The sequence below is a fragment of the Chryseobacterium nepalense genome (assembly GCF_023195755.1).
Lineage (GTDB): Bacteria > Bacteroidota > Bacteroidia > Flavobacteriales > Weeksellaceae > Chryseobacterium > Chryseobacterium nepalense.
The window spans coordinates 1,039,422-1,064,566 of sequence record NZ_CP096203.1 but is presented as its reverse complement, the minus strand read 5'-3'; the positions used below and the strand labels follow the sequence as shown (position 1 = coordinate 1,064,566).

Below are 25,145 nucleotides of genomic sequence, written 5' to 3'. Positions count from 1 at the left end.
TATATTCTAATCATCCTTAGTTATTTTGCAGATCGGTTGAGAATCACATATCCTATAATTCCACCGATAAGTGATGCGGCAAATATACCTATTTTTGCCTGAGTCTGGTATTCTTCATGGCCAAAGGCCAGTGAGGTTACAAAAAGTGACATGGTGAATCCTATAGAAGCTAAAAATCCAAGTCCGAAAAGGTTTTTGATTGTCATTCCCGTAGGAACTTTGGCAATTTTCAGTTTTATAAACAAAATACTAAATCCTGCAATGCCGATTACTTTACCCAATAACAGACCTAAAGCAGTACCTACTGCAATATTATTGTTAAAGAGACTCTCTATATCAATAGTTAGCGAGACACCTGCATTCGCTATAGCGAAAATAGGGATAATCAGGAATGAAACGGCAGGATGCATGGCATGTTCCAGTCTTTGCAATGGGGGAGTGGCAGCCAGGGTTGCCTCGTTCATTTTTTCCAGGACATGTAGCTGTTCATTGGTGAGGGTGGGTGTATTCTGGTCCGGATCAATATTTTTAAATCGTTCCAGATAGGAATTAATCTTGGCAATAAAAACACTTTCCCGGATCTTCACATCGGCCGGGATCGTAAATGCGGCCAGTACGGCGGCGATCGTAGCATGAACTCCCGACACGAGAAAACAGGTCCAGACTCCGCCGATTCCCAAAACTGCATAAAAAATAATGGATCGTATGCCAAGCTTGTTTCCCAAATACATTATAGCAAGAATGAAAAGTCCGGCCAGTAAAAATACCATATTGATTTCAGCGGTGTAGAAAAATGCGATAACGAGCACTGCTCCAAGATCATCGACAATAGCAAGTGCTGTTAAAAAAACCTTAAGTGCCAACGGTATTTTATTTCCCAGCAGGTAAAGAACTCCCAATGCAAAAGCAATATCTGTAGCCATCGGGATTCCCCAGCCTTTGTGTGGCTCGCCTGAAGGATTGAAAAGAAGATAAATAAGGGCAGGCATTACCATGCCTCCAACAGCAGCTACAATAGGTAAAACAGCCTTTCTGACATTAGAAAGCTCTCCCCCGATAATCTCCCGTTTCAGCTCCAAACCTACCACAAAGAAAAATATGGACATCAGACCGTCATTAATCCAGTGGTGAATGGTATAATTAAAATAGGTTTCATTGTTCCACTGGAAGCCAAAAGATTGTTCCAAAACTTCATGATAGGCATGAGACAAAGGTGTATTTGCCAAAATAAGGGCCAATATAACGCTGATTCCCAACAACAGTCCCCCAGACTTTTCCTGTTGAATAAATCTTTGCATAGGCTGCACGATCTTGTCTATCGGTTTGTAATTGTAATCATTGCTCATCGTTTCTTTTTTAATAGATTGTAAATTTACGATTTTTGGCGTTTATCTCCCGTCATTATGCCCCGACGGTCAATTTTACCAGGTCTGTTTAATATCCCAAGGATTCAGTGAATAATTTGATTTTTAAAACATTGGATATTAAAATTTAAACAAAAATTTCGAAATAAAAAATAGTAGTGGCAATAAATGTAGATTTGAATACTGTAGTAAAAGATATTTGATGGCTTACAAAAATAATAAACTACAGCTGAAAAGATGTGTTTCTTAAATAAAGATAAATCCTTTTTAAGAAATGTTTAAGAAAAAGATCACTTCTATAATGAGTACCAATATACAATACAGAGCTTTTAATATTGCAAAAAATGATTTAGCTTATTTAAAATTGTTCTTAACGAAACATTTTATAATTTTGCATAAGTGAAAAAACTGATCTCAATACTATTGCTTAGTTTATACTTGGTTTCTACAACCGAGCTGTATCAGTTTTTGAAAGTTCCTGCGCTTATTGAGCATTATCTGGAGCATAAGGAGCAAAATCCTGCTATCACAATCGGTTCGTTCTTTAAAATCCATTACGAAAACCCGGTAAAAGATTCAGATTATAACAAAGATCAGCAACTGCCATTCGTTTCGCACGCTGCGCATCTTGTGATCGTTTGTACACCGGCGATACCTTTTACTTTTCAGTTGTCCGACAAAGAATCCAACCCGATTATTAAATCCAAACAGACTTTTTACAAAAGCATCTTTTACAATAAAGATATTCTCAATTCTATCTGGCAACCGCCGAAATTTTGTTGATTTTTTCTGAATTCTTCTCAAAAATATTTTTGAGAACGTTTTGATATTAAGTTGATCAACCATAGGTTCATTAATTTTTTATCAGGCGATCAAACTTATTTATTCATAAGCATTTGCTGGAATAGTAAATTCGAATAGAGATTTATCTATCAAATAGTTATCTATCATTTGTAATCTATTATCTATCATCTGCTAATAAGCTCAACAAATCATTATGCTTACAAAAATCATTGAGTTTTCTGTAAAGAATAAACTCATCATTGCGCTGTTGGTTTTGGGATTGATAGGCATTGGTTCCTATCAGGTAACCAAACTGCCGATCGACGCTGTTCCGGACATTACCAACAACCAGGTTCAGGTCATCACGATTGCCCCTTCATTTGGAGCAACGGACATTGAAAGACTGGTGACATTTCCCATAGAACAGGCAAACAATAATATTTCAGGATTAAAAGAGATCCGCAGTTTTTCACGGTTCGGTTTATCGCTCGTTACCATCGTTTTCGAGGATGATGTCGATATTTACTGGGCAAGACAACAGGTTGCAGAAAGGCTGCAGCAGGTTCAGACCCAGATTCCGCAGGGAATCGGAACCCCCGAATTAGGTCCTATTTCCACAGGGTTAGGAGAAATTTTCCAGTACGTGATCCGTCCCGAAAAAGGCTACGAGAAAAAATACGACATCACAGAACTCCGCACCATTCAGGACTGGATCGTAAGAAGACAGCTTCTCGGTGTAAAAGGCGTTGCCGAAGTCAGCAGTTTCGGAGGAAAAATGAAACAATACGAAATTGCCGTAAATCCCGACAGGTTAAATGCTTACGGAATCACCATCAACGACGTTTTCGATGCATTAAATACCAATAACCAGAACACAGGAGGTGCTTATATCGAAAAAGGCCCGACCGTTTTATACATCCGAAGCGAAGGTCTGATCGGAAATATCGAAGACATCAAAAATATTGCGATTGCTTCCAAAACCAATGAAATTCCATTATTTATAAGAGACGTTGCAGAGGTGAAAACCAGCTTTGCCACAAGATATGGTGCCATGACATTTAATGATCAAGGAGAAGTTTCCGGAGCAGTGGTCATGATGCTGAAAGGCGAAAACAGCAATCAGGTCATTAAAAACGTAAAAGAAAAAATTGCACAGATTCAGAAAACACTTCCGAAAGGAGTAGTAATAGAACCGTTCCTGGATCGTACCAAAATGGTAAATAACGCCATCGGGACCGTTGAGAAAAATCTTACAGAAGGCGCATTGATCGTTGTTTTTGTACTGGTTCTGTTCCTCGGAAATGTACGCGCCGGATTGCTCGTTGCTTCCGTAATTCCTCTCGCAATGCTTTTTGCCATCTGTATGATGAATCTTTTCGGAGTCAGCGGAAACCTGATGAGTCTCGGTGCACTGGATTTTGGTTTGATTATCGACGGTGCGGTGATTATTGTAGAATCCGTCCTGCACCAGTTCAGCCATAATTCAAAATTCAAAAAAATATTCTCCGTCGGAAAAGAAGAAATGGACACCATTGTTACCGATTCTGCCGGAAAAATGATGAACAGTGCCGTTTTCGGACAAATCATCATTCTGATCGTGTATCTTCCGATTCTTACCTTACAGGGAATTGAAGGGAAAATGTTTAAACCGATGGCTCAGACTGTTGCTTTCGCTTTATTAGGTGCATTTTTACTCTCATTAACCTACATTCCGATGATGAGTTCTTTGCTCTTGAGAAAAAGAAACCTGAAACCGAACTTATCCGACCGGATGATGAAAAAAGTGGAGAAAATCTATCTCAAAACATTGCTTAAAATTTTAAGATTTCCGAAAATGGTATTTTCTGTCGTGGCTGTACTTTTTGTCTTGGCAATTTTCATTCTCAGCAGAATGGGAGGGGAGTTTATTCCTTCGCTTGAAGAAGGAGATTTTGCCGTAGAAACCAGGGTTTTGCCGGGAAGCAATCTCAACACAACCATTGAAAGCACCCAGAAAGCCGCTCATATTCTGAAATCAAGATTTCCCGAAGTACAAAAAGTCGTGACAAAAATTGGAAGCGGGGAAGTTCCTACAGATCCGATGCCGATGGATGCCGCGGATATAATGGTAATTCTGAAAGATAAAAAAGAATGGACTTCCGCATCCACATTCCCGGAACTGGCAGATAAAATGACCAAAGAACTGCAGGATGTTCCCGGGGTAACGGTAAGTTTCCAGTTTCCGGTGCAGATGCGTTTCAATGAACTGATGACGGGAGCAAGACAGGATGTGGTAGTGAAAATTTTCGGTGATGATCTGGACGTGCTTTCAAAAAATGCCCAGAAACTCGGGAAAATTATTGAAACTGTAGACGGAGCGCAGAATCTTTACATCGAACCGATTGCAGGAATGCCGCAGGTAACGATAGAGTACAACCGGCCGGTAATCGCACAGTATCATTTATCCATTTCCGACATCAACCGGATTGTGAATGCTGCATTCGCAGGGCAGAGCACAGGTCTCGTTTTTGAAGGCGAAAAACGTTTCGATATGGTTGTCCGTCTCGATTCCAAAGTCCGTAAGAATGTGGATGATATTAAAAACCTGTTGGTTCCGACTCCTTTCGGAAACCAGATTCCGCTTTCCCAGCTCGCGAAAGTTGAGGTAAAAAACGGTCCGAATCAGATTCAGAGAGAAAATGCACAGCGCAGAATTGTCGTTGGATTCAACATCAAAGGAAGAGACGTTCAGAGCATCGTGGAAGAACTTCAGACTAAAGTCAACAAAGAGATAAAACTACCGACAGGTTATTATATGACTTACGGAGGTTCTTTTGAAAACCTGAACAATGCAAAACAGCGTCTGATGATTGCTGTTCCGGTTGCTTTGGCGCTTATTTTTGTGATGTTGTTTTTAGCATTCGGCTCGGTAAAAGAAAGTCTGCTGATTTACACCGCAATTCCACTGTCGATTATTGGCGGCGTATTTCTTCTGGCTTTGAGAGGAATGCCTTTCAGCATCAGTGCAGGTGTTGGATTCATCGCCCTTTTCGGAGTGGCAGTTCTCAACGGAATCGTTCTCATCTCAGAATTCAACAGATTATACAAAAGCGGAATCCGGAATATCGTAAGAATTGTAATTGATGGTGGAGAATCCAGACTTCGTCCGGTTCTGATGACGGCTTTCGTGGCATCTTTAGGATTTATTCCGATGGCATTGAGCAACGGAGCAGGAGCGGAAGTCCAGCGTCCGTTGGCAACCGTGGTGATCGGAGGCTTGCTTGTTGCAACCTTCCTTACGCTTTTTGTATTGCCGCTGCTTTATGTAACCATTGAAAAAGGATTTAAAATGAAATCGCCATCATTTGGAAAACGCAAACGCATTTGAAGAAAACGCGATTACATATGACCTTTAAAAAACAATAAATATCTACATATGAAAAATAATCATAAAAATATAACAGCTGTATTCATTTTGCTATTCAGCTTTGCAGGATTTGGACTGAAGGCACAAACGCCGATCAATCTTCGGACTGCGATCAATACCGCACTGGAAAACAACAGAAATCTTAAAAACGAAAAATTGAAATCGGAATATTCCAAAGCTTTGATAAAATCGGCAAATGATATTCCGCAGACTGGTGTGACGTTCGATTACGGACAGATCAACAGTGCGTACAACGATATGAAATTTGGCGTATCTCAGAACATTGCTTTTCCGACAGTGTATAAAAAACAGAAAAATGTATACACCGAAGAATGGAAAAAATCTTTGCTGAATGTTTCCCTGAAAGAATATGAACTTAAAAAAGCAGTCAGCCTTACCTTTTACAATATGCTGTACTGGAAAGAAAAAGAAAAGCTGCTGAATGAAATCCTGAAACTGTACACTGACTTTTCAGACAAAGCAAATCTCAGACTGAAAGCAGGCGAGAGCAATATTCTGGAAAAAACAACCGCTTCCAGCCAGAAATCGGCGATAGAAATTCAGTTAAAACAATTGCAGCAGGAATTAGCGGTTTTAAAGATCCAGTTTCAGTGGCTTTTGAATACGGAAACCGATTTTATTCCCGAAGATTCAAAATCGTTTGCCAATTCTTTAAACGAAAAACTGACGGATCATCCTTTGCTGAAAATCTGGGAACAGCAGAAAAATATTTCCACAGAACAGATCGCACTGGAAAAAGCGAAAATGCTTCCCGGTCTGCAATTGGCGTACAATCTGAACAGTTTTAAAGGATTGGGACCGGATGATAAATTGTATAATGCAACGCCTCAGTTTCATTCGGTTCAGGTCGGTGTTTCGCTTCCGATATTTTCCGGAGGTCAAAAAGCGAGAATTGAAGCTGCAAAAGTGGCGCAGTCTGTCGCAGAAAGTGAGCTGAAAAACGTGGAATTCAATCTGCAGAATCAGCTTAAAAAGGCAAGAGAAATCTATCAGTCCAATCTGGAAATTGTTTCAAAATATGAAAGTTCCGACCTGAAAAATGCAGAGGTCATTACTGAAACTGCGAAACGACAGTTTATCGGCGGCGAAATCAATTACCTTGAATTTGTGATCCTCGTGAACCAGGCGGTACAGCTTAAAAACAATTACACCGATGCCGTCTGGAAACTTAACCAAAGTGCCATTGAACTGGAATACCTTACTTTAAATCCGTAAAAAAATGAAATCAATTTCAATATATACCTTATTAATCAGCTTTTTTGTCTTCATCCAATGCAAAAAAGAAGAAGCTCCAAAGCAGGAAAAAAGTCTCCAGAAAAATGAAAATGTAGTTACCTTAACTGATGCTCAGCTCAAAAATGCACCGATAGTAACAACAACACTTTCGCTTCAAAATATTGCTTCCACCCTGAAATTAAACGGAATGATCGATGTTCCGCCACAGAACCTGGTTTCCGTAAGCATTCCGCTTGGCGGTTATCTGAAATCCAGCAATCTGCTTCCGGGAATGCCGGTTTCCAGAGGGCAGGTGATTGCAGTGATCGAAAATCCGCAATTCATTCAGCTTCAGCAGGATTATCTGATGGCAAGATCCAAAGCACATTTTGCAGAACTGGATTACAACCGTCAAAAAACACTGAACCAAAGTCAGGCAAGCAGCGACAAAGCAATGCAGCTCGCTCAGTCTGAAATGAACAGCCAGAGAATTCTGATGAATTCATTGGCACAACAGCTCAGACTCATTAATATAAATCCTGAATCTTTAAAATCGGGAAGCATTACGAAGAGTGTTCCGGTGTACAGCTCCATCAATGGTTTTGTAAGCAAAGTGAATGTGAATATCGGGAAATATGTAAATCCTTCGGATGTACTTTTTGAGCTCATCAATCCGGATGATATCCACCTGAATCTTAAAGTGTACGAAAAAGATCTGGAAAACCTGAAAAAAGGACAGCGTTTTGCAGCGTACACTAATGCTGATCCAAGCAAAAAATATTATGGCGAAATTCTTTTGATCAGCAAGGATATCAGTCAGGGCGGTCTGGCAGAAGTTCACTGTCATTTCGACAAATACGATCAAACCTTGGTTCCGGGAATGTATATGAATGCCGAAATTGAAACCAACACCTCTTTTTCCAATGCGGTTCCGGAGGAAAGCATCGTGAATTTTGAAGGCAAAGACTTTGTTTTTGTTGAGGTGAAAAAACAGACCTATCGGTTAACGCCGGTTACTTTAGGAGAAACGGAAAACGGTTTTGTTCAGATTCTCAATTTTGATGATTTTAAAAATAAAAAGATCGTGACCAAAAATGCCTACACGCTTTTGATGAAACTGAAAAATACGGAGGAGGAAGAGTAAAACGAATCATATAATAATATGTTTAACAGAATTAAAAGCATTCACTAATAAAAAAAGAAGCGAAAAGTATAGCTGTAAAATGATTTCGGCCCATTTTTTATTTGATAGATAAAATTTGTACCTTTATTTACAATTGTTATAAATTATGAAAGCGCATCTGTTATCAGGTACATCAGTAAAGCAGATAGAAATCGTTAAGGTAAAGGATAGCACCTGTCTTCGTTATACAGATGATGTCTCTGTGGAAGAACCTTTGGAAATAAGGATTATATATTATTTATCGGGTAAAAAAGAATCTAAAAATATATCGGTCACCATGAGAACCCCCGGAAATGACCCGGAACTGGCGGTCGGGTTTTTATTTACAGAAGGAATTATTACGGGTAACGAGCAGATAAAAACCATCTGTTATCCGGAGAATGCATGTTCAAAGAACAGCGAAAATAGCATCATTGTCGAACTGAATGAATCTTTCGTTCCTGAACTTATGAAAGTGGAAAGAAATTTTTATACTACTTCCAGCTGTGGTGTTTGTGGAAAGGCTTCCATAGAATCCATTAAAACAGTGAGCATTTTTAAAGAACATAAAAAAGAAAATACGGAAGTTTCTCTGGAAATACTGTATCAGCTGTCTGAAAAGCTGCAGTCGTTTCAGAATAATTTTAGCATCACCGGTAGTATACACGCTGCCGGTATTTTTGATTTGGAAGGTAACCTTCTTGCCTTACGCGAAGATGTGGGAAGACATAATGCTTTGGATAAACTTATAGGATATGCGCTGTCTGCAAATTTACTTCCACTGGGCAATAAAATTTTGCTTCTCAGCGGGAGAGCAAGCTTTGAGCTGATTCAGAAAGCCGCAATGGCGGGAATTACAACTGTTGCTGCAATAGGAGCCCCATCAAGTCTGGCAATAGAACTTGCAAAAGAATTCGATATGACTTTATTAGGCTTTCTGCGCAACAACCGATTTAATATTTACCACTGCGGAAGCCATTTTAAAATTGAAAATTTATTATGAAAATAAGAATTAAAGACCATTCAGTAAGATACCGTTTAACTCAATCCGAAGTAGCAGAATTAGGAAAAAGCGGAAAGATTTCAAACACTACAGCATTCATCAACCGTTCTTTTGTCTATGCTATTGAAAAAACAGAAGATTCGGAACTTTCAACAGTTTTCATTGAAAATAAAATTATTCTGAAAATGCCTGAAACCATGATTGATGAGTGGATTTCTACCGATAGAGTAGGTTTTGAAGGACAATCCGGTTTGGTAAAGATTTTGGTGGAAAAAGATTTTGTCTGTATTGATAACACCCTGGAAGATCAAAGCGACAATTATCCTAATCCGAATATTAAATGTTAAGTCTTTCATTTTTTTAAATGTAGAAAATCATGGAAAACAAAGATCTGTTCAGTAAAAAAGAAGAAAGCAGCAAAACACCTTCTGCGGAATCTCCATATCAGTTAGCGGACCTTAAAATAAAGTCTCCGAAAAATTGGGCAGCGGGAGTTCCCGCCGTTATCCATTCCATAGATCAGCTTGTTCTTAATGCTTCTGTTCTTCGCGGCGGAAGAGCACTTTTCAGCATGAATCAGTTTAACGGATTCGATTGTCCCAGTTGTGCCTGGCCCGATCCGGATGATGAGCGTTCTAAATTAGGAGAATATTGCGAAAACGGAGCCAAAGCTTTGGCAGAAGAAGCTACTTCAAAAAAAATCGGTGCAGGTTTTTTTAAAGAAAATTCTGTATATGATTTAGCAAAAATGACAGATTTTGAAATCAGCCAGCTGGGAAGGATTGCAGAACCGATGTATCTTCCGCAAGGAGGAACACATTATCAGCCGATAAGCTGGAATGATGCCTTTGCAAAAATTTCAGAAAAATTAAACGCACTGGATTCGCCGGATGAAGCCATATTTTACACCTCAGGAAGAACGAGTAATGAGGCAACGTGGGTGTATCAGCTATTTGCCAGGGAATTCGGGACCAATAATTTTCCGGACTGCTCCAATATGTGCCATGAAACTTCAGGCTATGCACTTTCCAGAAGTATCGGAATAGGAAAGGGAACTGTAAAACTGGAAGACTTTTATGATACTGATTTAATTATTATTATCGGACAAAATCCGGGAACCAACTCACCGAGAATGCTTTCTGCCCTTACAAAAGGAAAGAAAAACGGAGCGAAAATTATAGGAATTAATCCACTGCCGGAAGCCGGTCTGAAGGGCTTTAAAGATCCTCAGAATGTCCGCGCATTACTGAATAAGCCTTTTGAATTATCAGATTTACATCTTCCCGTAAAGATCAACGGAGATATGGCACTTTTAAAAGCGCTTCAAATCCTTGTTTTGGAAGAAGAAACGAAAAATCCGGGAAAAGTTCTTGATCATGATTTTATAACGAATAAAACAGCAGGTTTTGAAGTCCTGACTGAAGAATTAAAACGGTATGACATAAATTTTTTGTCGGAACAATGCGGAATTGCGGTAGAAAATTTGAAGGAAGCAGCACATATGATTGCTTCAAAAAAACGCATCATTATTTGTTGGGGAATGGGAATTACGCAGCAGCATAACGGTGTGGAAATGATCTATAATATTGTAAACCTTTTATTAATGAAGGGAAGCATCGGGATTCGCGGGGGAGGAGTCTGTCCGGTCCGTGGTCACAGCAATGTTCAGGGAAACAGGACCTTACTTATCAATCACCATCCCACAAAAGAACAGTTAGACAAGCTGCAGGAATATTATGGTTTTAACGTTCCGAGAAAAGGAGGATATGATGTAGTAAATGCGCTGAAAGCAATGCACGAAGGAAAAGTGAAATTTATGTTCTGCATGGGAGGAAATTTTCTTTCTGCGGCACCTGATACCGCTTTTACTGCAGAAGCCATGCGTAATCTCGAAATGTCGGTTATGGTTTCTATAAAACTCAACAGAAATCATCTCATTCATGGAAAAGAAGCGCTCATCCTGCCGGTAATTTCCAGAAGTGAAAAAGATATAGTGAATGGAAAAATTCAGCATGTAAGTACGGAAAATTCAATGGGAGTAATACAGGCTTCAAAAGGAGTTTTAGATCCCGTTTCGGAACATCTTATTAACGAAACCCACGTTGCGTGCAGAATGGCAAAAGCTGTTTTGGGAGACCGTTCCGTAGTTGACTGGGATAAATTCATCAACAGTTATGATGCTATCCGTCATGATGTGGAGCAATGCATCCCGGGATTTGAAAATTACAATGAAAGAGTAGTACAGAAAGGTGGTTTTTATCTTCCGAATGCTGCAAGGGACGGCATATTCAACAGCGAATTTTTTCCTGGAAAAGCAGCCTTCAACATTACATCGGTACCGGATAATTTGCTTGACGAAGATGAATATCTGATGGGAACCACAAGAACACACGATCAGTTCAATACCGTTGTATACGGTTTAAATGATCGCTACCGTGGAATTTTCAACGAAAGGAGAGTGGTTATGATGAACGAAAAAGATATCGAAAAAGCTGGATTAAAAGAAGGTGATCATGTAGATCTGTTCAATTATGATGATGGTAAAGAAAGGATTGCACCACTTTTCATTGTCGTAAAATATCCTATTCCGCAGAAAAGTACCATGACCTATTTCCCGGAAACCAATGTTTTGGTCTCCATTAATAATGTGGTGAACGGAGCCAATATGCCCGCTTCGAAATATGTCCGGATTAAAATCAAAAAACATAATCCCGATATTTTTAAAAAGATCGACGAACACATCATTGCAGCAGCAGGAACAGGTATAGAATAAAATTGTTTGGTTAAAAATTAAAATTTTAATATTTTCTGTACTTTCTCCAGATCTTCGGGAGTATTCACGTTCATCATAAAATCCGGGTGGCCTGGTTTCAGGATTGTTGTATCACTGTTAATCAAAATTTTTCGGAGTGAGGTGTTTCCTTTTGAAAGAAAATGATGAAGCAAAGGATAGCTTTTAGGTTCCCATATAGCGATCAGAGGTTCCGGTAAACCATCAGAAGGACTTTCATAAGCCGTTGCCACTTTTTCCGGATCTCTGGATTGGATAAGAAATTCTATCGGGTTTTTGTCTAAAAGAGGAAGATCACAGGCAATGACCAGCCACGCTTTGTCTTTCTGAAAATCCAACGCAGAAAGCAATCCGCCGAAAGGCCCCATGTTTGAAAAAGTATCGGTAATAGCCTGGTACTCATTATTGAAATTTTCAAGCTGATCCGCTCTGCAGGAAATAAATACCTGATCGCACAATGGAGACAACAGGTCAGCCATATAATACCGCTGTTCTTTGCCGTGCCAGTTGATTTTATCTTTGGGATTTCCCATTCGCATACTTTTCCCTCCGGCGAGTACCAGTCCGTTTATTTTTGGAAAATCAGTCTTGGAATGCATATTGTAAATCTAAATACAAATATAATGAATGTTTTTCGGCAAAAAGATTACTTTAAAACATACAATATTCGGCAGTACACAAGCTCTGGCTAAATTTAAAACTAATCTAAAAAAGTTCGCTATTTTTATAAATGAATTAAAATATTATGATGGATAATGATTTCGTTTACCTGGATTATAATGCTACAACTCCGGTTGATCAGCGAGTTTTAGATACCATGTTGCCTTACTTTAATCAATTATATGCCAATTCAGGAAGTTCTCATCTTTTCGGACTTACTATAAGAGAAGCGGTTGAAAATGCCACGGAAGAAGTAGCAGAACTTATCGGGGTCAACTCCAGAGAAATTATTTTCACATCGGGAGCTACAGAATCCGTAAACCTTGCTTTAAAAGGATTTAAAAAAGATCAGAATAAAAACCATATTATTACGGTTACCACAGAACATAAAGCTGTTTTGGATACTTGCGCGCAACTTGAAAAAGACGGATTCAGGGTTGATTATCTGCATGTTGATCATTTGGGAAATATCAATCTTTCTGAATTGGAATCTTTGATTACCGAAAAAACATTAATGGTCTGTATCATGTTGGTTAACAACGAAACAGGAGTCATTCATCCCATCAAAGAAATTGGCGAAATTGTTCACCGGAATGGCTGTTATATTTTTTGTGATGCAACGCAGGCCGTAGGGAAAATACCAGTTGACGCAAAAAAACTCAATATCGATTTGATGGCTTTCTCCGCCCACAAATTTTACGGACCTAAAGGTGTAGGAGCGCTCTATATTTCTTCTTCCGTTAAAAATAAGTTGCAGTCACAAATTCAGGGAGGAGGACAACAGAATAATCTGAGAAGCGGAACTTTAAATGTCCCGGGAATTATAGGAATGGGAAAAGCAGCGCAAATCGCTCTTGAGGAAATGCATGAAGATGCACAAAAAATAAAAGAACTAAGAAATCATCTTGAAAATGTATTGCTGAAAATTCCTCAAACATTTATCAATGGAAATCATTCTGCACGGATTTTCAATACCACCAATATCTGTTTTGAAGGGATCAATTCCGAAGAATTAATTCTTTCTTTAGGAAATATATGCGTTTCCAGCGGTTCTGCCTGTAATGCTGTCACCACAAAGCCTTCGCACGTTCTTCAGGCAATGGGAATGAATGATCGTGATGCATTATCTTCCATAAGATTCAGCATAGGAAAATATACCACAATTTCAGAGATTGAAAAAGCTGTGGAAAAAATAGAGAAAACAGTTCTAAAGTTGAGAAGCAGAAATTAATGTCCGTCTCCTTTTTTTACGGAAAATACATGTAAAACCTGGGGAAAAAGAGCCTGAACATATTCTTTTACCGCACCGTGAGATCCCGGAAATGTCAAAATCAGCATATCGTCAGAAAATCCGGCAATTCCTCTCGAAAGCATGGAAGTTTTAACACGATCCTGTCCGTAGTTTCTTGCTGTTTCCATAATCCCCGGAATTTCTTTGGTAATAAACGGTAGAACCGCTTCCGGAGTAACATCCCGTTCAGAAAGACCGGTTCCGCCTGTAAAAACAAGAAGATGACAGCCTTTATTTTTAAAGAATTCTACCTTTTGCTGAATAGCAGAAACCTCATCCGGAATCACTGAATAATCAACATTAATAATTCCTTGATTTTTAAGAGATTCTACCAAGAATTTTCCGGAAGTGTCATTTTTAAGTCCCTGAGCAACAGAATCACTGCAAACTACTACTGCAGCGGTAAGATTTTCAGTTTCTATGCTTTTCTGACCGCTTTTTCCGCCCTGTTTTTCCAAAAGCCTGATATTGGAGATCTCTACATTTTTATCAATAGGCTTCAGCATATCATAAATCACCAAAGCGGCTACAGAAGCGCCATGCATTGCCTCCACCTCAACGCCGGTCTTGTAAATGGTATGAACTTCAACGGTAATGTTAATGTCTAAACCACTCATTTCATAATTAATGGCAGCATATTCTACAGGTAAAGGATGGCAGTCCGGAATAACATCGCTGGTTTTCTTGATCGCCAATAAAGCCGAAGCTCTTGCAAATTCCAGAACGTTACCTTTCGGAACGGTTCCGTTTTGTACGGCTTCTACCGTTGAAATGTCTGAGGTTTTTATGGTTGCCGCTGCAATTGCTTTTCGCAGGGTGAAGGTTTTAAAAGTAATATCTACCATGGTTTATTGGTTTATTTTCCATTGATGAGTTTCATCCTCAAAAATTTCTCTTCCCCAGATCGGAAGTTCATTTTTGATGCGTTCAACGACTTCATTGCAGGCTAAGGTTGCTTCTTTACGATGTTTTGATGAGGTAAATACAAAAAGACAGATTTCTCCTGCATTCACGATACCTAAACTGTGATGAATATGCATACAGGCAAGATTATATTTTGCAAAAATCTCTTCGCGGATCGTTTCCATCTGAGTGAGTGCTAAATCTTCGTAAGCTGTATATTCGATTGCTTTGACGGTTTTATCTTCAATTTTGTCTGCCCGGATTTGTCCCAGAAATATCTGATGCGCACCAATTTCCGTTTTCGTGGAATGTTTCGTAATGCTTTCCGCGATAAATAGAGGTGAAATAGGACTATTCTGGAATATATTTTTAACCTTGCTCATGAGTTTCTTTATTTAAATGATTAATGCCGCCTTCCAGATGACTGATATTGTATTCCGTGCCTAAAATTTCCTGTAAAATTTTTGCTCCGGTTATACTCCTTTTACCGGATTGGCAGACAATAATAATATTGCGGTCACTGATCTGGTCTGTATTTTCCTTTAATTGGGATAAAGGAATGGAAATATATGGAAGATTGAGTTTTGGTTGTTCTTCCGGTTCCCGAACATCAATAACAATTGTTTCGGGAAGTTTTACTGTTTTTGTAAATTCTGAAGGAGAAATATTTTTAATTCTGGCAAATTCAATTCCACAGTGAAGCTGATAATTCATATTCTCAAATTCTTCGATGCTGTAAGGAATATTTTTATCCGTTAAATCTAACGAAGGAATTTCAAAAACAGCAGTCTGATAATTCAGTATATTGATGGTCATTAATTTGTTGATTAATGCTTCGCCAATTCCTGTGAGTAATTTAATCGCTTCTGTAGCTTGTAAAGTTCCTATTACTCCGGGTAAAACGCCCAGAACACCTGCGTCGTTGCAATCCGGAACTTCTCCCGGCTCTGGTGGTTCCGGAAAAAGATTCCTGTAATGCGTAACATCACCTTCATTGCTTTTAACATTGAAAATGGCAATCTGTCCTTCATATTGATAAATTGCCCCGAAAATTAAGGGCTTTTCCAAAATTCTGCACACATCATCAAGCAGGTAGCGCGTAGGGAAATTATCGCTGCAGTCTATAATTACATCATATTCGGAAATTATTCTGACCGCATTTTCAGTGGTAATCCGCTCAGAAATAATGCTTAATTGTACTTCGGGATTCATCGCATTCAGGCGGTCGAGAGCAGCTTCGGTTTTTAGCTTTCCGATGTCATCCGAAGTGTAAAGAATCTGCCGGTGCAAATTACTTAATGAAACCTGATCATCATCCACAATACTAATATTGCCAACTCCGGCTGCGGTGAGATATTGCAGAACCGGACAGCCTAAACCACCGGCTCCGATTACCAGAACTTTCGCTGAAGCAAGTTTATCCTGAGCTTCGATGCCGAAACCCTGTAATTTAATCTGTCTGTCATATCGTTCTGAATTCAACATAATTTATCCTCCTGAATAAGGTGGCATTAAAGCTACCATATCGTTATTTTGTAAAGCAGTATTCTCTGAAATAATCTTCTGATTCACAGCAATTCTCAGTTTTAGATCTTTCAACTGTGGAAACTTTTCAGTGAGCTGACTGAGCAGTTCATCGGTGTTTTCTGCTTCAGCTTCAAAATCCGGACCTAAAATCTCTTTTAGTCTGCCAAAGCTAATTATTTTTACAGTACTCATTCATTCATTTTTTTACTATAATTTTTTTAATGAAATAATTATTTAAATAGTGCTTGATATTAATTTATAGGAAGCCATCAAAAGTACAACGGCAAGAACATATTTCAAACCGTTCTGATTCAATTTTTTTGAAGCTAAATATGCTCCGAGCAATCCTCCGGCAAATGCACAGATGATATACATCCACATATCGTTGGTAAAGGAAATTTCTTTGGTGAACATTCCTCCCAAACCTGCTATGGAATTGACAAAAATAAAGGCTGCGCTGATCGCGGCGGTCTGTTTCTGGTTGGTCCATTTCAGTAAAATAAGAACCGGAGATAACAAAATTCCTCCGCCAATGCCGATCATTCCCGATAATAAACCGATCACTCCTCCGAAAAGTAAAGATAAATAGATTTTGGGATCTTTCAGTTCACTGTCATCCGGACTTTTAAAAAAGAAAAAACGGACAACGGGAAAAAGCAGTAAAATACCTAAAATTCTTTTGTACAAAGTGTCTTCAATATGAATCATTCCACCTAAAAAAGCCAGAGGAATAGACGCCAGAGCAATCGGAATAAAGATCCTGAGTTTAAAATGTCCTCCACGATAATATTGTATGAAAGAAGTAAGTGAAACGAACAGATTAAGCACCAAAGCGGTCGGCTTCATTTCTTTGGGAGCTATTCCGTATAAAGCCATTAACGCCAGATAACCGCTTGCGCCACCGTGCCCGACTGCTGCATATAAAGCCGCAATCACAAATAAAATCAGATAAAAAAATTCTACGTTCATTGCGTGATTTCTATTTTAGCAGTATAATTTCAACCACGTCATCTTTTTTACAGCCTTCAGAATCTTCCGGTAAAATCATCAGGCAATTGGCTTCTGCAAAAGACTGAAGACGATACGATTCCTGTGCGTGAAGCGGCGTTACTTTTCCGTTTTCATAGGTTGCTTTCAGGAAATGGGTAAGACCGGTTTTCTTTCCATACGAAGAAGTGGAAGTTGCATTGGTTTTCTCCGTAATCGCCGGACGTTTCATCATTTCTGAAAGTAAAGGCGCAATGTATAAATAAAAACAGGTCAATGCCGATGACGGATTTCCGGGTAATCCGAAAACGAGTTTTTCTCCTTTGGTTCCAAAATAAAATGGTTTACCGGGTTTTTGTTTTATTTTATGAAATTTCTGTTCAACACCACATTGTTTTGTGGCATCAATCACAAAATCGTAATCGCCTACACTCACGCCACCTACCAAAATCACAATATCGGTTTTGGAAATGGCCAGATCCAGCGTTTTTTCAACTTCTGAAGGATCATCTTTTACCCAAAAGCTTTCAATAATTTTAATTCCACATTGTTTTAAAACGCTTTCAAGCTGATAAGAATTAGATTCGTAAACCTGCCCGAAATTTAAATTTTCTCCCGGTTGTACGAGTTCGTTTCCCGTAAGAATTAACGAAACCGATGGAGCAGCAAAAACCTTGACTTCCGTACATCCGATTCCGGCAAGATATCCGATCGCGGCGGCTGAAAGACAACTTCCTGAACTGATCGCAACGGTATTTTTTTTAGCATCGCTTCCGGCATTTCGTACATGCAAACCTTTTTCGAGTTCGGTGTCATTCACCGTGAGATATCCGTTTTCAATGAGGGCTTTTTCCTGCATAACAATGGTATCTGCGCCGATAGGAAGCGGAGCTCCTGTGAAAATACGGCAGGCAGTTCCTTTTTCAAGATGAAACTGTTCTGTTGATCCGGCCTGCATTTCGCCTGTGATTTTTAGCTTTATATCTCTATCTTCAAAACGAATCGCATAACCGTCCATCGAGGATTGTGAAAAATTCGGGATATCATATTTTGAATAAATATCTTCTGCAGTTGTATATCCAAATGCTTCTTTCAAAGGAAGAATCTGAGTTTTCTTTTCAGGGATATTTTGTTCAATTATTTTTTTTGCTTCCTCTACACTTATCATGGTTTGTTTTTTAAATGATTATAATCTGACGGAGTATCAATGTCAACAGCACCTTTTTCAAACTCAAAAGATTCCACATCGTTCATATTCTGCTGAATAATTTTTTTGGCACCCTGTTTACCGGTAAGTTCCATTAATTGTTTAAAATATTTTTTTGAAAATAAAGCCGGAACGCCTAATGTATCGGCATATTTTGCGACAACAATTTCCTTTTCTGAAGTCTCCTTCAACTGAAGCATTTTTGAAAATAAATCACCCGTAAGATAAGGCTGATCACAAACTGAAATAAAACATCCTTCCATTTCCGGAAAAAAACCGGACAGTGCTTTCATTCCTGATTGTATAGAGGAAGCCATTCCTGATTCCCAGTTTTCATTGATAACAATGTGTATATTTTTATTTTTAATGACAGAAGATATTTCATGATGACAGGCTCCAAGAACCAAAACAATGTGATTCGGATCAAATATTTCTAAAGCAGTATCAATTATTCTTTCTAAAAATGTTTTTCCCTGATACATCAAAAGCTGTTTCGGAGATCCCATTCTCGAAGAATTTCCTGCTGCCAGTAATATAATGCCTGTATTTTTCATTATCCGCCAATATTGATCATACTTCTGTTCTGAATGATGGAAGCATTTATTTTTTCGAATTGTTCATTCAGTTGTCCGCCTTGCGTTTTTGCTTTCGACCAGATCGCAGATTCTATAATCGGTAAAATATCTTCACCGTTTCGTAAAGGTGTGAGAAGATCGGTTTCTTTTTTTGAAAACAGGCAGTTTTTTAATTTTCCATCTGCGGTAAGTCTGATTCTATTGCAGCCACTGCAAAATGGCTCGCTCATTGTACTGATAATTGAAAAGCTTCCTTTGTGACCATTAATGCTAAATTGCTTCGCGGTATCATGAAAACCCATTGGCTGAGGAATAAAATCATATTTTTCCCTGATGATATCCAGAATGTCTTTCTGAGTCATGACCTGATTGCTGGTCCATCTGTTTCCGCTAAAAGGCATAAACTCTATAAACCGCATTTCTACAGGATGATCTTTTGTAAAAGCGATAAAATCTGAAATTTCATCGTCATTAATCTCTTTCATGGCAACAACATTGATTTTGGTTTTGATGTTGTGCTGCAGCAACAGATCAATATTTCTGAGGACGCGGTCAAAGTAATCGCGACGGGTAATCTTAAGGAATTTTTCCTTTTGTAAAGTATCAAGGCTGATATTAATGCTGTGAAAATTAGACTGAATAATTTCGGGAAGCATATCATCAATACGAATTCCGTTGGTGGTACACGTCAATTGTACAGGCAGTTTGCCCAGATTTCTAATGATCTTTGAAGCATCCTTTCTCACAAACGGCTCCCCACCGGTAAGTCTGATTTTATTGACACCGTGCTGTACAAATAATCGGGCAATGGTATCAATTTCATCAGCCTGCATCAGTTTTGAATGCGGTGTGAAATCATAATTTTCTTCCGGCATACAGTAGAAGCAACGCAGGTTACAATTGTCTGTTAAAGATATCCGAAGATAATTATGGGTTCTTCCGAATTGATCTGTTATCATAATTTTTTTATATACTGAGAATATCAGTATGCATTTTTTCCGGTTTATCCCGTAGCGATGAACCTTTTTTTCCGCTTAAGACCGCTTTGATCTCTGCAATGACGGAAATCGCAATTTCTTCCGACGTTTCAGCACCAATATCTATTCCAACCGGACCAAAAAGTTTATTTAATTCTTTTTCACCTAATTCAATTCCTGAATTTTTAAGATCGTCCATCATTCTGTTGAACCTAGTTTTTGGTCCTAATAATCCGATGTATTGTACAGGTTGATGAATAATGAGCTTCAGCAAATCGAGATCATAATTGTAATTGTGGGTCATCAGAACAAAAACCGTTGCTTCATCAATCTCTATGTTTTTGATAATTTCTTCGGGTGTTGCAAGCAATACTTCATCGGCGAGTGGAAATCTCTTTTTCAGGGCATGCGTTGCTCTTCCGTCTGCAATTACTGTTTTCCAGCCTAAAATAGAAGCGGTTTCCACCAAAGGTTTAACATCATTTCCGGCTCCTGCAATGATCAATGTTGTCTGCGGAGGAATATATTGCAGTAAAATTTCATTCGATGAATGTTTGGCAAGTAGGTTTTGTTTTTTTTCTAAAACTTCTGAATAAAAATGATTCAGCTCACTTTCTGAAATACAACCAGAGTCTGATATCATCGTACTTTCCTTTTTCATCAATCCGATAGTTCCCGTCTGCTTATTTCTCTTTTCCAGTGAAAATAGGGTTGCGATGACAGATTCATTCCTGTTTTCAGTTGTCTTTTCTAAAAGGGAGATATGATTTTGAGAGGAGTTTTCATCAATATATTCGAAAAGAATATGGACAATCCCATTACAGCCCAACTGGACTCCAAATTCGACATCATCCGGATTACTGGTATCATAAGTGATGAGTTTGTTGTCTTTCTGATGGATGGCAAGCAATGCTTTTCTCAGGGCATCTCCCTCCAGACATCCTCCACTGATGGCACCGGTAAGTTGTCCATCTTCAGTAACCAACATTCTTGCTCCGGCTTGCCGGTAAGAGGAACCTTCCACTTTTACAACTGTTGCCAGAGCTGCTTTTAACCCATTAATCTGTGCTTTTTTATAAGCTTTTACAATATCATTGATCTCTTTCATCAGAATACATTTTATGGATTAATCATTATTTTAAAACTTGAGTATGATTTTTGTTGAGGTAAAATCATTAAAAAGTTATTATATATTCAAATTTACATAAATAATATCTGTTTTTTTAGAACCCTTAATTAAAAACTGTAATATTGGTATATAAAACTGTAATGTGTATCATTGATTTGTAATAATATTTGATGATATTTGTTAAAACCTAATCCACATACCATTTAATACTATATTGAAAAAAAATAACTTATGGAATTGAAAGGACAATACAGTAGGAGAAACTTCCTCAAAGTCTCCGGATTGCTAGCCGGTTTTATGGCTATTCCGTCTTCAGTGAAAGCATTCTATCAGGATGTAAAGCAGTATCTTGTTCCAAAGAAAAACGTATCCAGGCTTACGCTTTCCATCAATAAAAAAAGTCATACGCTTTATGTTGATACGAGAACTACCTTATTGGATTTGTTCAGAGAACAGTTAAATCTTACAGGGTCTAAAAAAGGCTGCGACCACGGACAGTGCGGTGCCTGTACCATCCATATTAACGGTGAAAGGGCATTGAGTTGCCTTACACTGGCGGCTATGGCCCAGGGAAAAGAGATCACAACGATTGAAGGTCTGGCAAACGGAGATGAGCTTCATCCGATGCAGAAAGCATTTATTGAATGTGACGGCTTTCAGTGCGGGTATTGTACGCCGGGACAGATTATGTCGGCCGTTGCGTGCGTGAAGGAAGGCCACACAGGTTCTGTAGAGGAGATTAAAGAATATATGAGCGGTAATCTTTGCCGTTGCGGAGCGTATAACGGAATTGTTCAATCCATTCAAAAAGTTGCAGCCCATGAGACCGTTTAATTTTGAAAAAGTAAAATCTGATACTGAAGCTTCTGCCATGAAATCAGCAGTCAGTCAGTTTATTGCAGGCGGAACGAATCTGGTAGATCTGATGAAGAAAAATATTGCCCAACCGGAAGTGCTGATTGATGTAACCACAGCATTATCTGATACAGTAAATCATCAGAATAACAAATTGCAGATTGGTGCAATGGCAAGTAACACCAAAGTGGCAAACAGTAAAGATGTGACGGAAAGATTTCCTCTCATTTCAAAAGCTATTTTGGCGGGTGCTTCACCGCAGATCAGAAATATGGCAAGTTCAGCGGGAAATCTGTTGCAACGAACCAGATGTCCTTATTTTTATGATGTTACAACGCCCTGTAACAAAAGAAAACCCAATAGCGGTTGCAGTGCCATTGATGGTGCAAACCGGATGAGTGCTGTTGCAGGATATAATAATCAGTGTGTTGCGGTTCATCCTTCAGATTTTTGTGTGGCTTTAGCTGCATTGGATGCAACCGTAACCGCTCAGACAAAGGATGAGAAAGAAATTAAAATACCATTTAAGGATTTTCATAAGTTGCCGGAAGATACGCCCTGGCTGGATAATAATTTACCGCAGGATGCCATAATAACGAATATTGAAGTTCCGGATAATGCATTCTGGAAACATTCTGCCTATGTGAAAGTAAGAGACAGAACTTCATATGCATTTGCCTTGGTTTCTGTCGCAGCAGCACTGGATCTTGACGGAAAAACAATAAAAAATGCACGCCTGGCTTCAGGAGGCGTGGCACATAAACCCTGGCGTTGGTTTGACGTGGAAAAATTTCTGAATGGCAAACGCGCTACAACAGATGTCTTTGAGGCAGCAGCAAGATTGGCAACCAAAGATTTGAAACCACTGTCTGAGAACGGCTATAAGATTCCGATGCTTCAGGGAGCGATGGTAACAGCATTACAAAATTGTGTCAATCAATAAGGGTGGAAAATTAAAAAGTAACAATTATGGGATTACTCGAATTATTGAAAATCAAGTCTAAAAGACCAGAAGGACGCGTTGAAGGGGTAGAAAAAGTGACCGGAATCGGTAAATATGCTGCCGAATATGAGGTAAAAAACGTGTGTTATGCTGTTCTGGTAAACAGTACGGTGCCTTCCGGTAAAATACAATCGATATTGGTTGATAAAGCCAAAGAAGTGGAAGGTGTTATTGATATCATTACCCATCTGCATAAACCTTCGGTGCCGGGGTTGGCAAGTGAAGAAAAAATCAAAGAAGCAAAATTTGGCTTACCAATTTTTCATACGGATAAAATATTTTTCAAAGGTCAGCCTATTGCAATGGTTATCGCCGAAACGTTGGAAGACGCGACTTTCGCAGCATCATTGGTAGAAGCTCAATATCAGAAAGACCGTTTTGCGGTGGATTTTGATTCTGAGAAAGAATCCGTTGCTTTAAAAGCAGAAGGAAAAGAAAGAGGAAGCGTTGACAGCTGGCAAAATTTACCGTTCATGGTAGATGAGCAATACAATATTAAAGCAGATGTGCACAATCCTATGGAAATGCACGCTACGATTGCCCACTGGACAGGAAATGACAGCTTACGTCTTTATGATAAAAACCAGGGGGTAAACAATGTTCAGAAAACCTTTGCCAAATTATTTGAACTTCCTGAAAAAAATATAGAAGTATTCAGTGAATTTGTAGGCGGTGGTTTCGGTTCCGGATTAAGAGTCTGGCCCCACGTTTTAGCTTCAGTGATGGCTGCCAAACAGGTCGGGCGTCCTGTAAAGCTCATGCTCACCCGTCCGCAGATGTTTGCAGCGACAGGATACAGACCGGCTTCCTGGCAAAGAATTAAGGTAGGATCAGATCAGTCGGGAAACCTTTTAGGAATTTTACATCAGGCGAAGAACGAAACTTCAGTATATGAAAACTTTAATGATGGTATTACCCGTGTGACGAGGTTAATTTATAAATTTCCCAATCTAAAGACAGAAGCTGCAAGTGTTCCTTTAAATTTAAGTACTCCAACGTGGATGCGCGGCCCGGGTGACTGTACCGGGGTATTTGCTTTAGAATCTGCCATAGATGAATTATCTTACAAGCTTAAAATGGATCCTGTAGAGCTGCGGTTAAAAAATATCTCACTGGAAAAACACCCTGATTCCAATCTACCGTGGTCTACCCATTTTCTCGATGAAGGTTTAAAAAAAGGCGCTGAAATGATCGGATGGAAGGCCAGAAAATCAACTCCCGCCACTGTTAGTGATGGAGATTGGTATATTGGCTACGGAATGGCTGTCGGAATGTGGAATGCGGGAAGAAGAGAAGCAAAAGCAGCTATTATCATGCACAAAAATGGCGCCATCACTGTCCAGACGGCAATGACCGACATCGGAACCGGTACGGGAACCGGAATGCAGAATATCGCACACGAAATTACCGGGATTTCAAAAGATAAAATCAGTATAGAGCTTGGAAATTCAGCACTTCCTCCCGCACCAAGCCAGGGCGGAAGTACAGGGCTGTCTTCTGTAAGCGGAGCGGTTTACGACGCGAGCAATCAATTAAAACAAAAGCTGGCAGAATATGCATCGTCAGTTAATCAAAGCTTTAAAGGGGTGGCTATTGAAAATATTATTCTTTCGGATACAGGCATCAGTTTAAAAAATAATTCTAAAGTTTCTGTTTCGTATGACGAATTATTTGAAAAGAATAATCTGACTGAAATACGTCTTGAAGTAGCATCAAAACCGGGAAGTGAGCGTGAAAAATTTGCTTTCTGTTCATCTGCGGCACATTTTTGCAAAGTCCGCGTCAATAAGCGAACCGGAAAAGTGAAAATAGAAAAACTGGCAGTCGTAGCAGATGGCGGAAAAATCATCAACAGTCAGGCTGCGGCAAATCAGATGTCAGGAGCTGCGGTTGGTGGTATCGGAATGGCTTTGATGGAAGAAAACCAGATCGATGCAAAATTGGGAACATTAATCGGTAATGATCTGGCAGGATATCATTTTGCTGTAAATGCTGATGCACCCATTATCGAGGTTGATTTTATTCATAAACCAGATCCGAATATCAATCCTTCCGGCGCCAAAGGTCTCGGAGAAGTGGGAATTATTGGTACGGCACCCGCAATAGCCAATGCTATTTATAATGCTATCGGTGTACGGATGAGAGATTTGCCCATTACCCCAGATAAAATACTTATGGCATTATCACGCAGATAAATTATCATTTCAAATTTTACAATCATATAAATATTCTGTATCTGAAGGTTACAGAATATTTTTTTAATCATTATTCTTATTTAGATTGAAT

The 25,145-nt window shown here is 39.0% G+C and carries 20 protein-coding genes and 1 pseudogene; 10 read left to right on the top strand and 11 right to left on the bottom strand.

Going from position 1 to position 25,145, the window contains the following annotated elements; all coding sequences use genetic code 11:
• Positions 1 to 20: 20 nt before the first annotated feature.
• Positions 21 to 1,346, bottom strand: coding sequence for a Na+/H+ antiporter NhaA (gene nhaA / locus M0D58_RS04525; RefSeq protein ID WP_248393820.1), 1,326 nt, complete (start codon positions 1,344 to 1,346; stop codon positions 21 to 23).
• A gap of 417 nt (positions 1,347 to 1,763) precedes the next feature.
• On the opposite strand from nhaA, the gene M0D58_RS04520 reads away from it, so the two are divergent.
• The 6 genes and pseudogenes from M0D58_RS04520 (at position 1,764) to M0D58_RS04495 (ending at position 11,727) form a co-directional block, all read left to right on the top strand.
• Entirely contained in the window at positions 1,764 to 2,147 is a 384-nt protein-coding gene (locus M0D58_RS04520) for a hypothetical protein (protein ID WP_248393818.1), read from the top strand.
• A gap of 214 nt (positions 2,148 to 2,361) precedes the next feature.
• Positions 2,362 to 6,789 (top strand): annotated as a pseudogene (locus M0D58_RS04515) (CusA/CzcA family heavy metal efflux RND transporter).
• Between the two features lie 4 nt (positions 6,790 to 6,793).
• On the top strand, positions 6,794 to 7,933 hold the full coding sequence (locus M0D58_RS04510; RefSeq protein ID WP_248393816.1) for an efflux RND transporter periplasmic adaptor subunit: 1,140 nt from the start codon (positions 6,794 to 6,796) through the stop codon (positions 7,931 to 7,933).
• 145 nt (positions 7,934 to 8,078) lie between these two features.
• Entirely contained in the window at positions 8,079 to 8,954 is an 876-nt protein-coding gene (fdhD, locus tag M0D58_RS04505; RefSeq protein ID WP_248393814.1) for a formate dehydrogenase accessory sulfurtransferase FdhD, read from the top strand.
• The gene (locus tag M0D58_RS04500) at positions 8,951 to 9,301 is read left to right on the top strand and encodes a DUF7009 family protein (protein ID WP_248393811.1); all 351 of its coding nucleotides are present in this window, start codon (positions 8,951 to 8,953) and stop codon (positions 9,299 to 9,301) included. The genes fdhD and M0D58_RS04500 overlap by 4 nt, the downstream gene beginning before the upstream one ends.
• A 29-nt stretch (positions 9,302 to 9,330) precedes the next feature.
• Entirely contained in the window at positions 9,331 to 11,727 is a 2,397-nt protein-coding gene (locus M0D58_RS04495; protein ID WP_248393809.1) for an FdhF/YdeP family oxidoreductase, read from the top strand.
• Between the two features lie 17 nt (positions 11,728 to 11,744).
• Here the strand turns inward: M0D58_RS04495 and M0D58_RS04490 are convergent, their stop codons facing one another.
• Positions 11,745 to 12,344 carry an NTP transferase domain-containing protein gene (locus tag M0D58_RS04490; protein ID WP_248393807.1) on the bottom strand — a complete coding sequence of 200 codons (600 nt, stop codon included), beginning with the start codon at positions 12,342 to 12,344 and terminating at the stop codon, positions 11,745 to 11,747.
• Positions 12,345 to 12,490: 146 nt separating this feature from the next.
• On the opposite strand from M0D58_RS04490, the gene M0D58_RS04485 reads away from it, so the two are divergent.
• Positions 12,491 to 13,636: a cysteine desulfurase family protein gene (locus M0D58_RS04485; protein WP_248393805.1), complete on the top strand. Its 1,146-nt coding sequence runs from the start codon at positions 12,491 to 12,493 to the stop codon at positions 13,634 to 13,636.
• On the opposite strand, the gene moaCB is transcribed toward M0D58_RS04485, so the two are convergent.
• From moaCB to M0D58_RS04440, 9 genes are read right to left on the bottom strand one after another with little or no spacing between them, the layout of a single operon-like run.
• The gene (moaCB, locus tag M0D58_RS04480; protein ID WP_248393803.1) at positions 13,633 to 14,541 is read right to left on the bottom strand and encodes a bifunctional molybdenum cofactor biosynthesis protein MoaC/MoaB; all 909 of its coding nucleotides are present in this window, start codon (positions 14,539 to 14,541) and stop codon (positions 13,633 to 13,635) included. The two genes, M0D58_RS04485 and moaCB, sit on opposite strands and share 4 nt — an antisense overlap.
• A 3-nt stretch (positions 14,542 to 14,544) precedes the next feature.
• The gene (locus M0D58_RS04475) at positions 14,545 to 14,982 is read right to left on the bottom strand and encodes a molybdenum cofactor biosynthesis protein MoaE (RefSeq protein WP_248393801.1); all 438 of its coding nucleotides are present in this window, start codon (positions 14,980 to 14,982) and stop codon (positions 14,545 to 14,547) included.
• Positions 14,969 to 16,084, bottom strand: a complete 1,116-nt coding sequence (moeB, locus tag M0D58_RS04470; protein WP_248393799.1) for a HesA/MoeB/ThiF family protein — start codon at positions 16,082 to 16,084, stop codon at positions 14,969 to 14,971. The genes M0D58_RS04475 and moeB overlap by 14 nt, the downstream gene beginning before the upstream one ends.
• A gap of 3 nt (positions 16,085 to 16,087) precedes the next feature.
• On the bottom strand, positions 16,088 to 16,318 hold the full coding sequence (locus M0D58_RS04465) for a MoaD/ThiS family protein (RefSeq protein ID WP_248393797.1): 231 nt from the start codon (positions 16,316 to 16,318) through the stop codon (positions 16,088 to 16,090).
• A gap of 42 nt (positions 16,319 to 16,360) precedes the next feature.
• On the bottom strand, positions 16,361 to 17,095 hold the full coding sequence (locus tag M0D58_RS04460) for a sulfite exporter TauE/SafE family protein (protein ID WP_248393796.1): 735 nt from the start codon (positions 17,093 to 17,095) through the stop codon (positions 16,361 to 16,363).
• A gap of 10 nt (positions 17,096 to 17,105) precedes the next feature.
• Positions 17,106 to 18,281, bottom strand: a complete 1,176-nt coding sequence (locus M0D58_RS04455; protein WP_248393795.1) for a molybdopterin molybdotransferase MoeA — start codon at positions 18,279 to 18,281, stop codon at positions 17,106 to 17,108.
• A complete protein-coding gene (locus tag M0D58_RS04450; RefSeq protein ID WP_248393794.1) occupies positions 18,278 to 18,874 on the bottom strand; it encodes a nucleotidyltransferase family protein in 597 nt (198 codons plus the stop codon). Before M0D58_RS04450 ends, M0D58_RS04455 begins: the two co-directional genes overlap by 4 nt.
• Positions 18,874 to 19,854, bottom strand: a complete 981-nt coding sequence (moaA, locus tag M0D58_RS04445; protein ID WP_248393793.1) for a GTP 3',8-cyclase MoaA — start codon at positions 19,852 to 19,854, stop codon at positions 18,874 to 18,876. Before moaA ends, M0D58_RS04450 begins: the two co-directional genes overlap by 1 nt.
• A gap of 7 nt (positions 19,855 to 19,861) precedes the next feature.
• Positions 19,862 to 20,980 (bottom strand): XdhC family protein, encoded by a 1,119-nt coding sequence (locus M0D58_RS04440; RefSeq protein ID WP_248393792.1) that lies wholly within the window; start codon positions 20,978 to 20,980, stop codon positions 19,862 to 19,864.
• 252 nt (positions 20,981 to 21,232) lie between these two features.
• Here M0D58_RS04440 and M0D58_RS04435 point away from each other — a divergent pair, with 252 nt between their 5' ends.
• The 3 genes from M0D58_RS04435 to M0D58_RS04425 are packed head-to-tail and all read left to right on the top strand — an operon-like array spanning position 21,233 to position 25,054.
• Entirely contained in the window at positions 21,233 to 21,835 is a 603-nt protein-coding gene (locus tag M0D58_RS04435; RefSeq protein WP_248393791.1) for a (2Fe-2S)-binding protein, read from the top strand.
• Positions 21,822 to 22,799: an FAD binding domain-containing protein gene (locus M0D58_RS04430; RefSeq protein ID WP_248393790.1), complete on the top strand. Its 978-nt coding sequence runs from the start codon at positions 21,822 to 21,824 to the stop codon at positions 22,797 to 22,799. The genes M0D58_RS04435 and M0D58_RS04430 overlap by 14 nt, the downstream gene beginning before the upstream one ends.
• A gap of 26 nt (positions 22,800 to 22,825) precedes the next feature.
• Positions 22,826 to 25,054: a xanthine dehydrogenase family protein molybdopterin-binding subunit gene (locus M0D58_RS04425; protein WP_248393789.1), complete on the top strand. Its 2,229-nt coding sequence runs from the start codon at positions 22,826 to 22,828 to the stop codon at positions 25,052 to 25,054.
• Positions 25,055 to 25,145 lie beyond the last annotated feature (91 nt).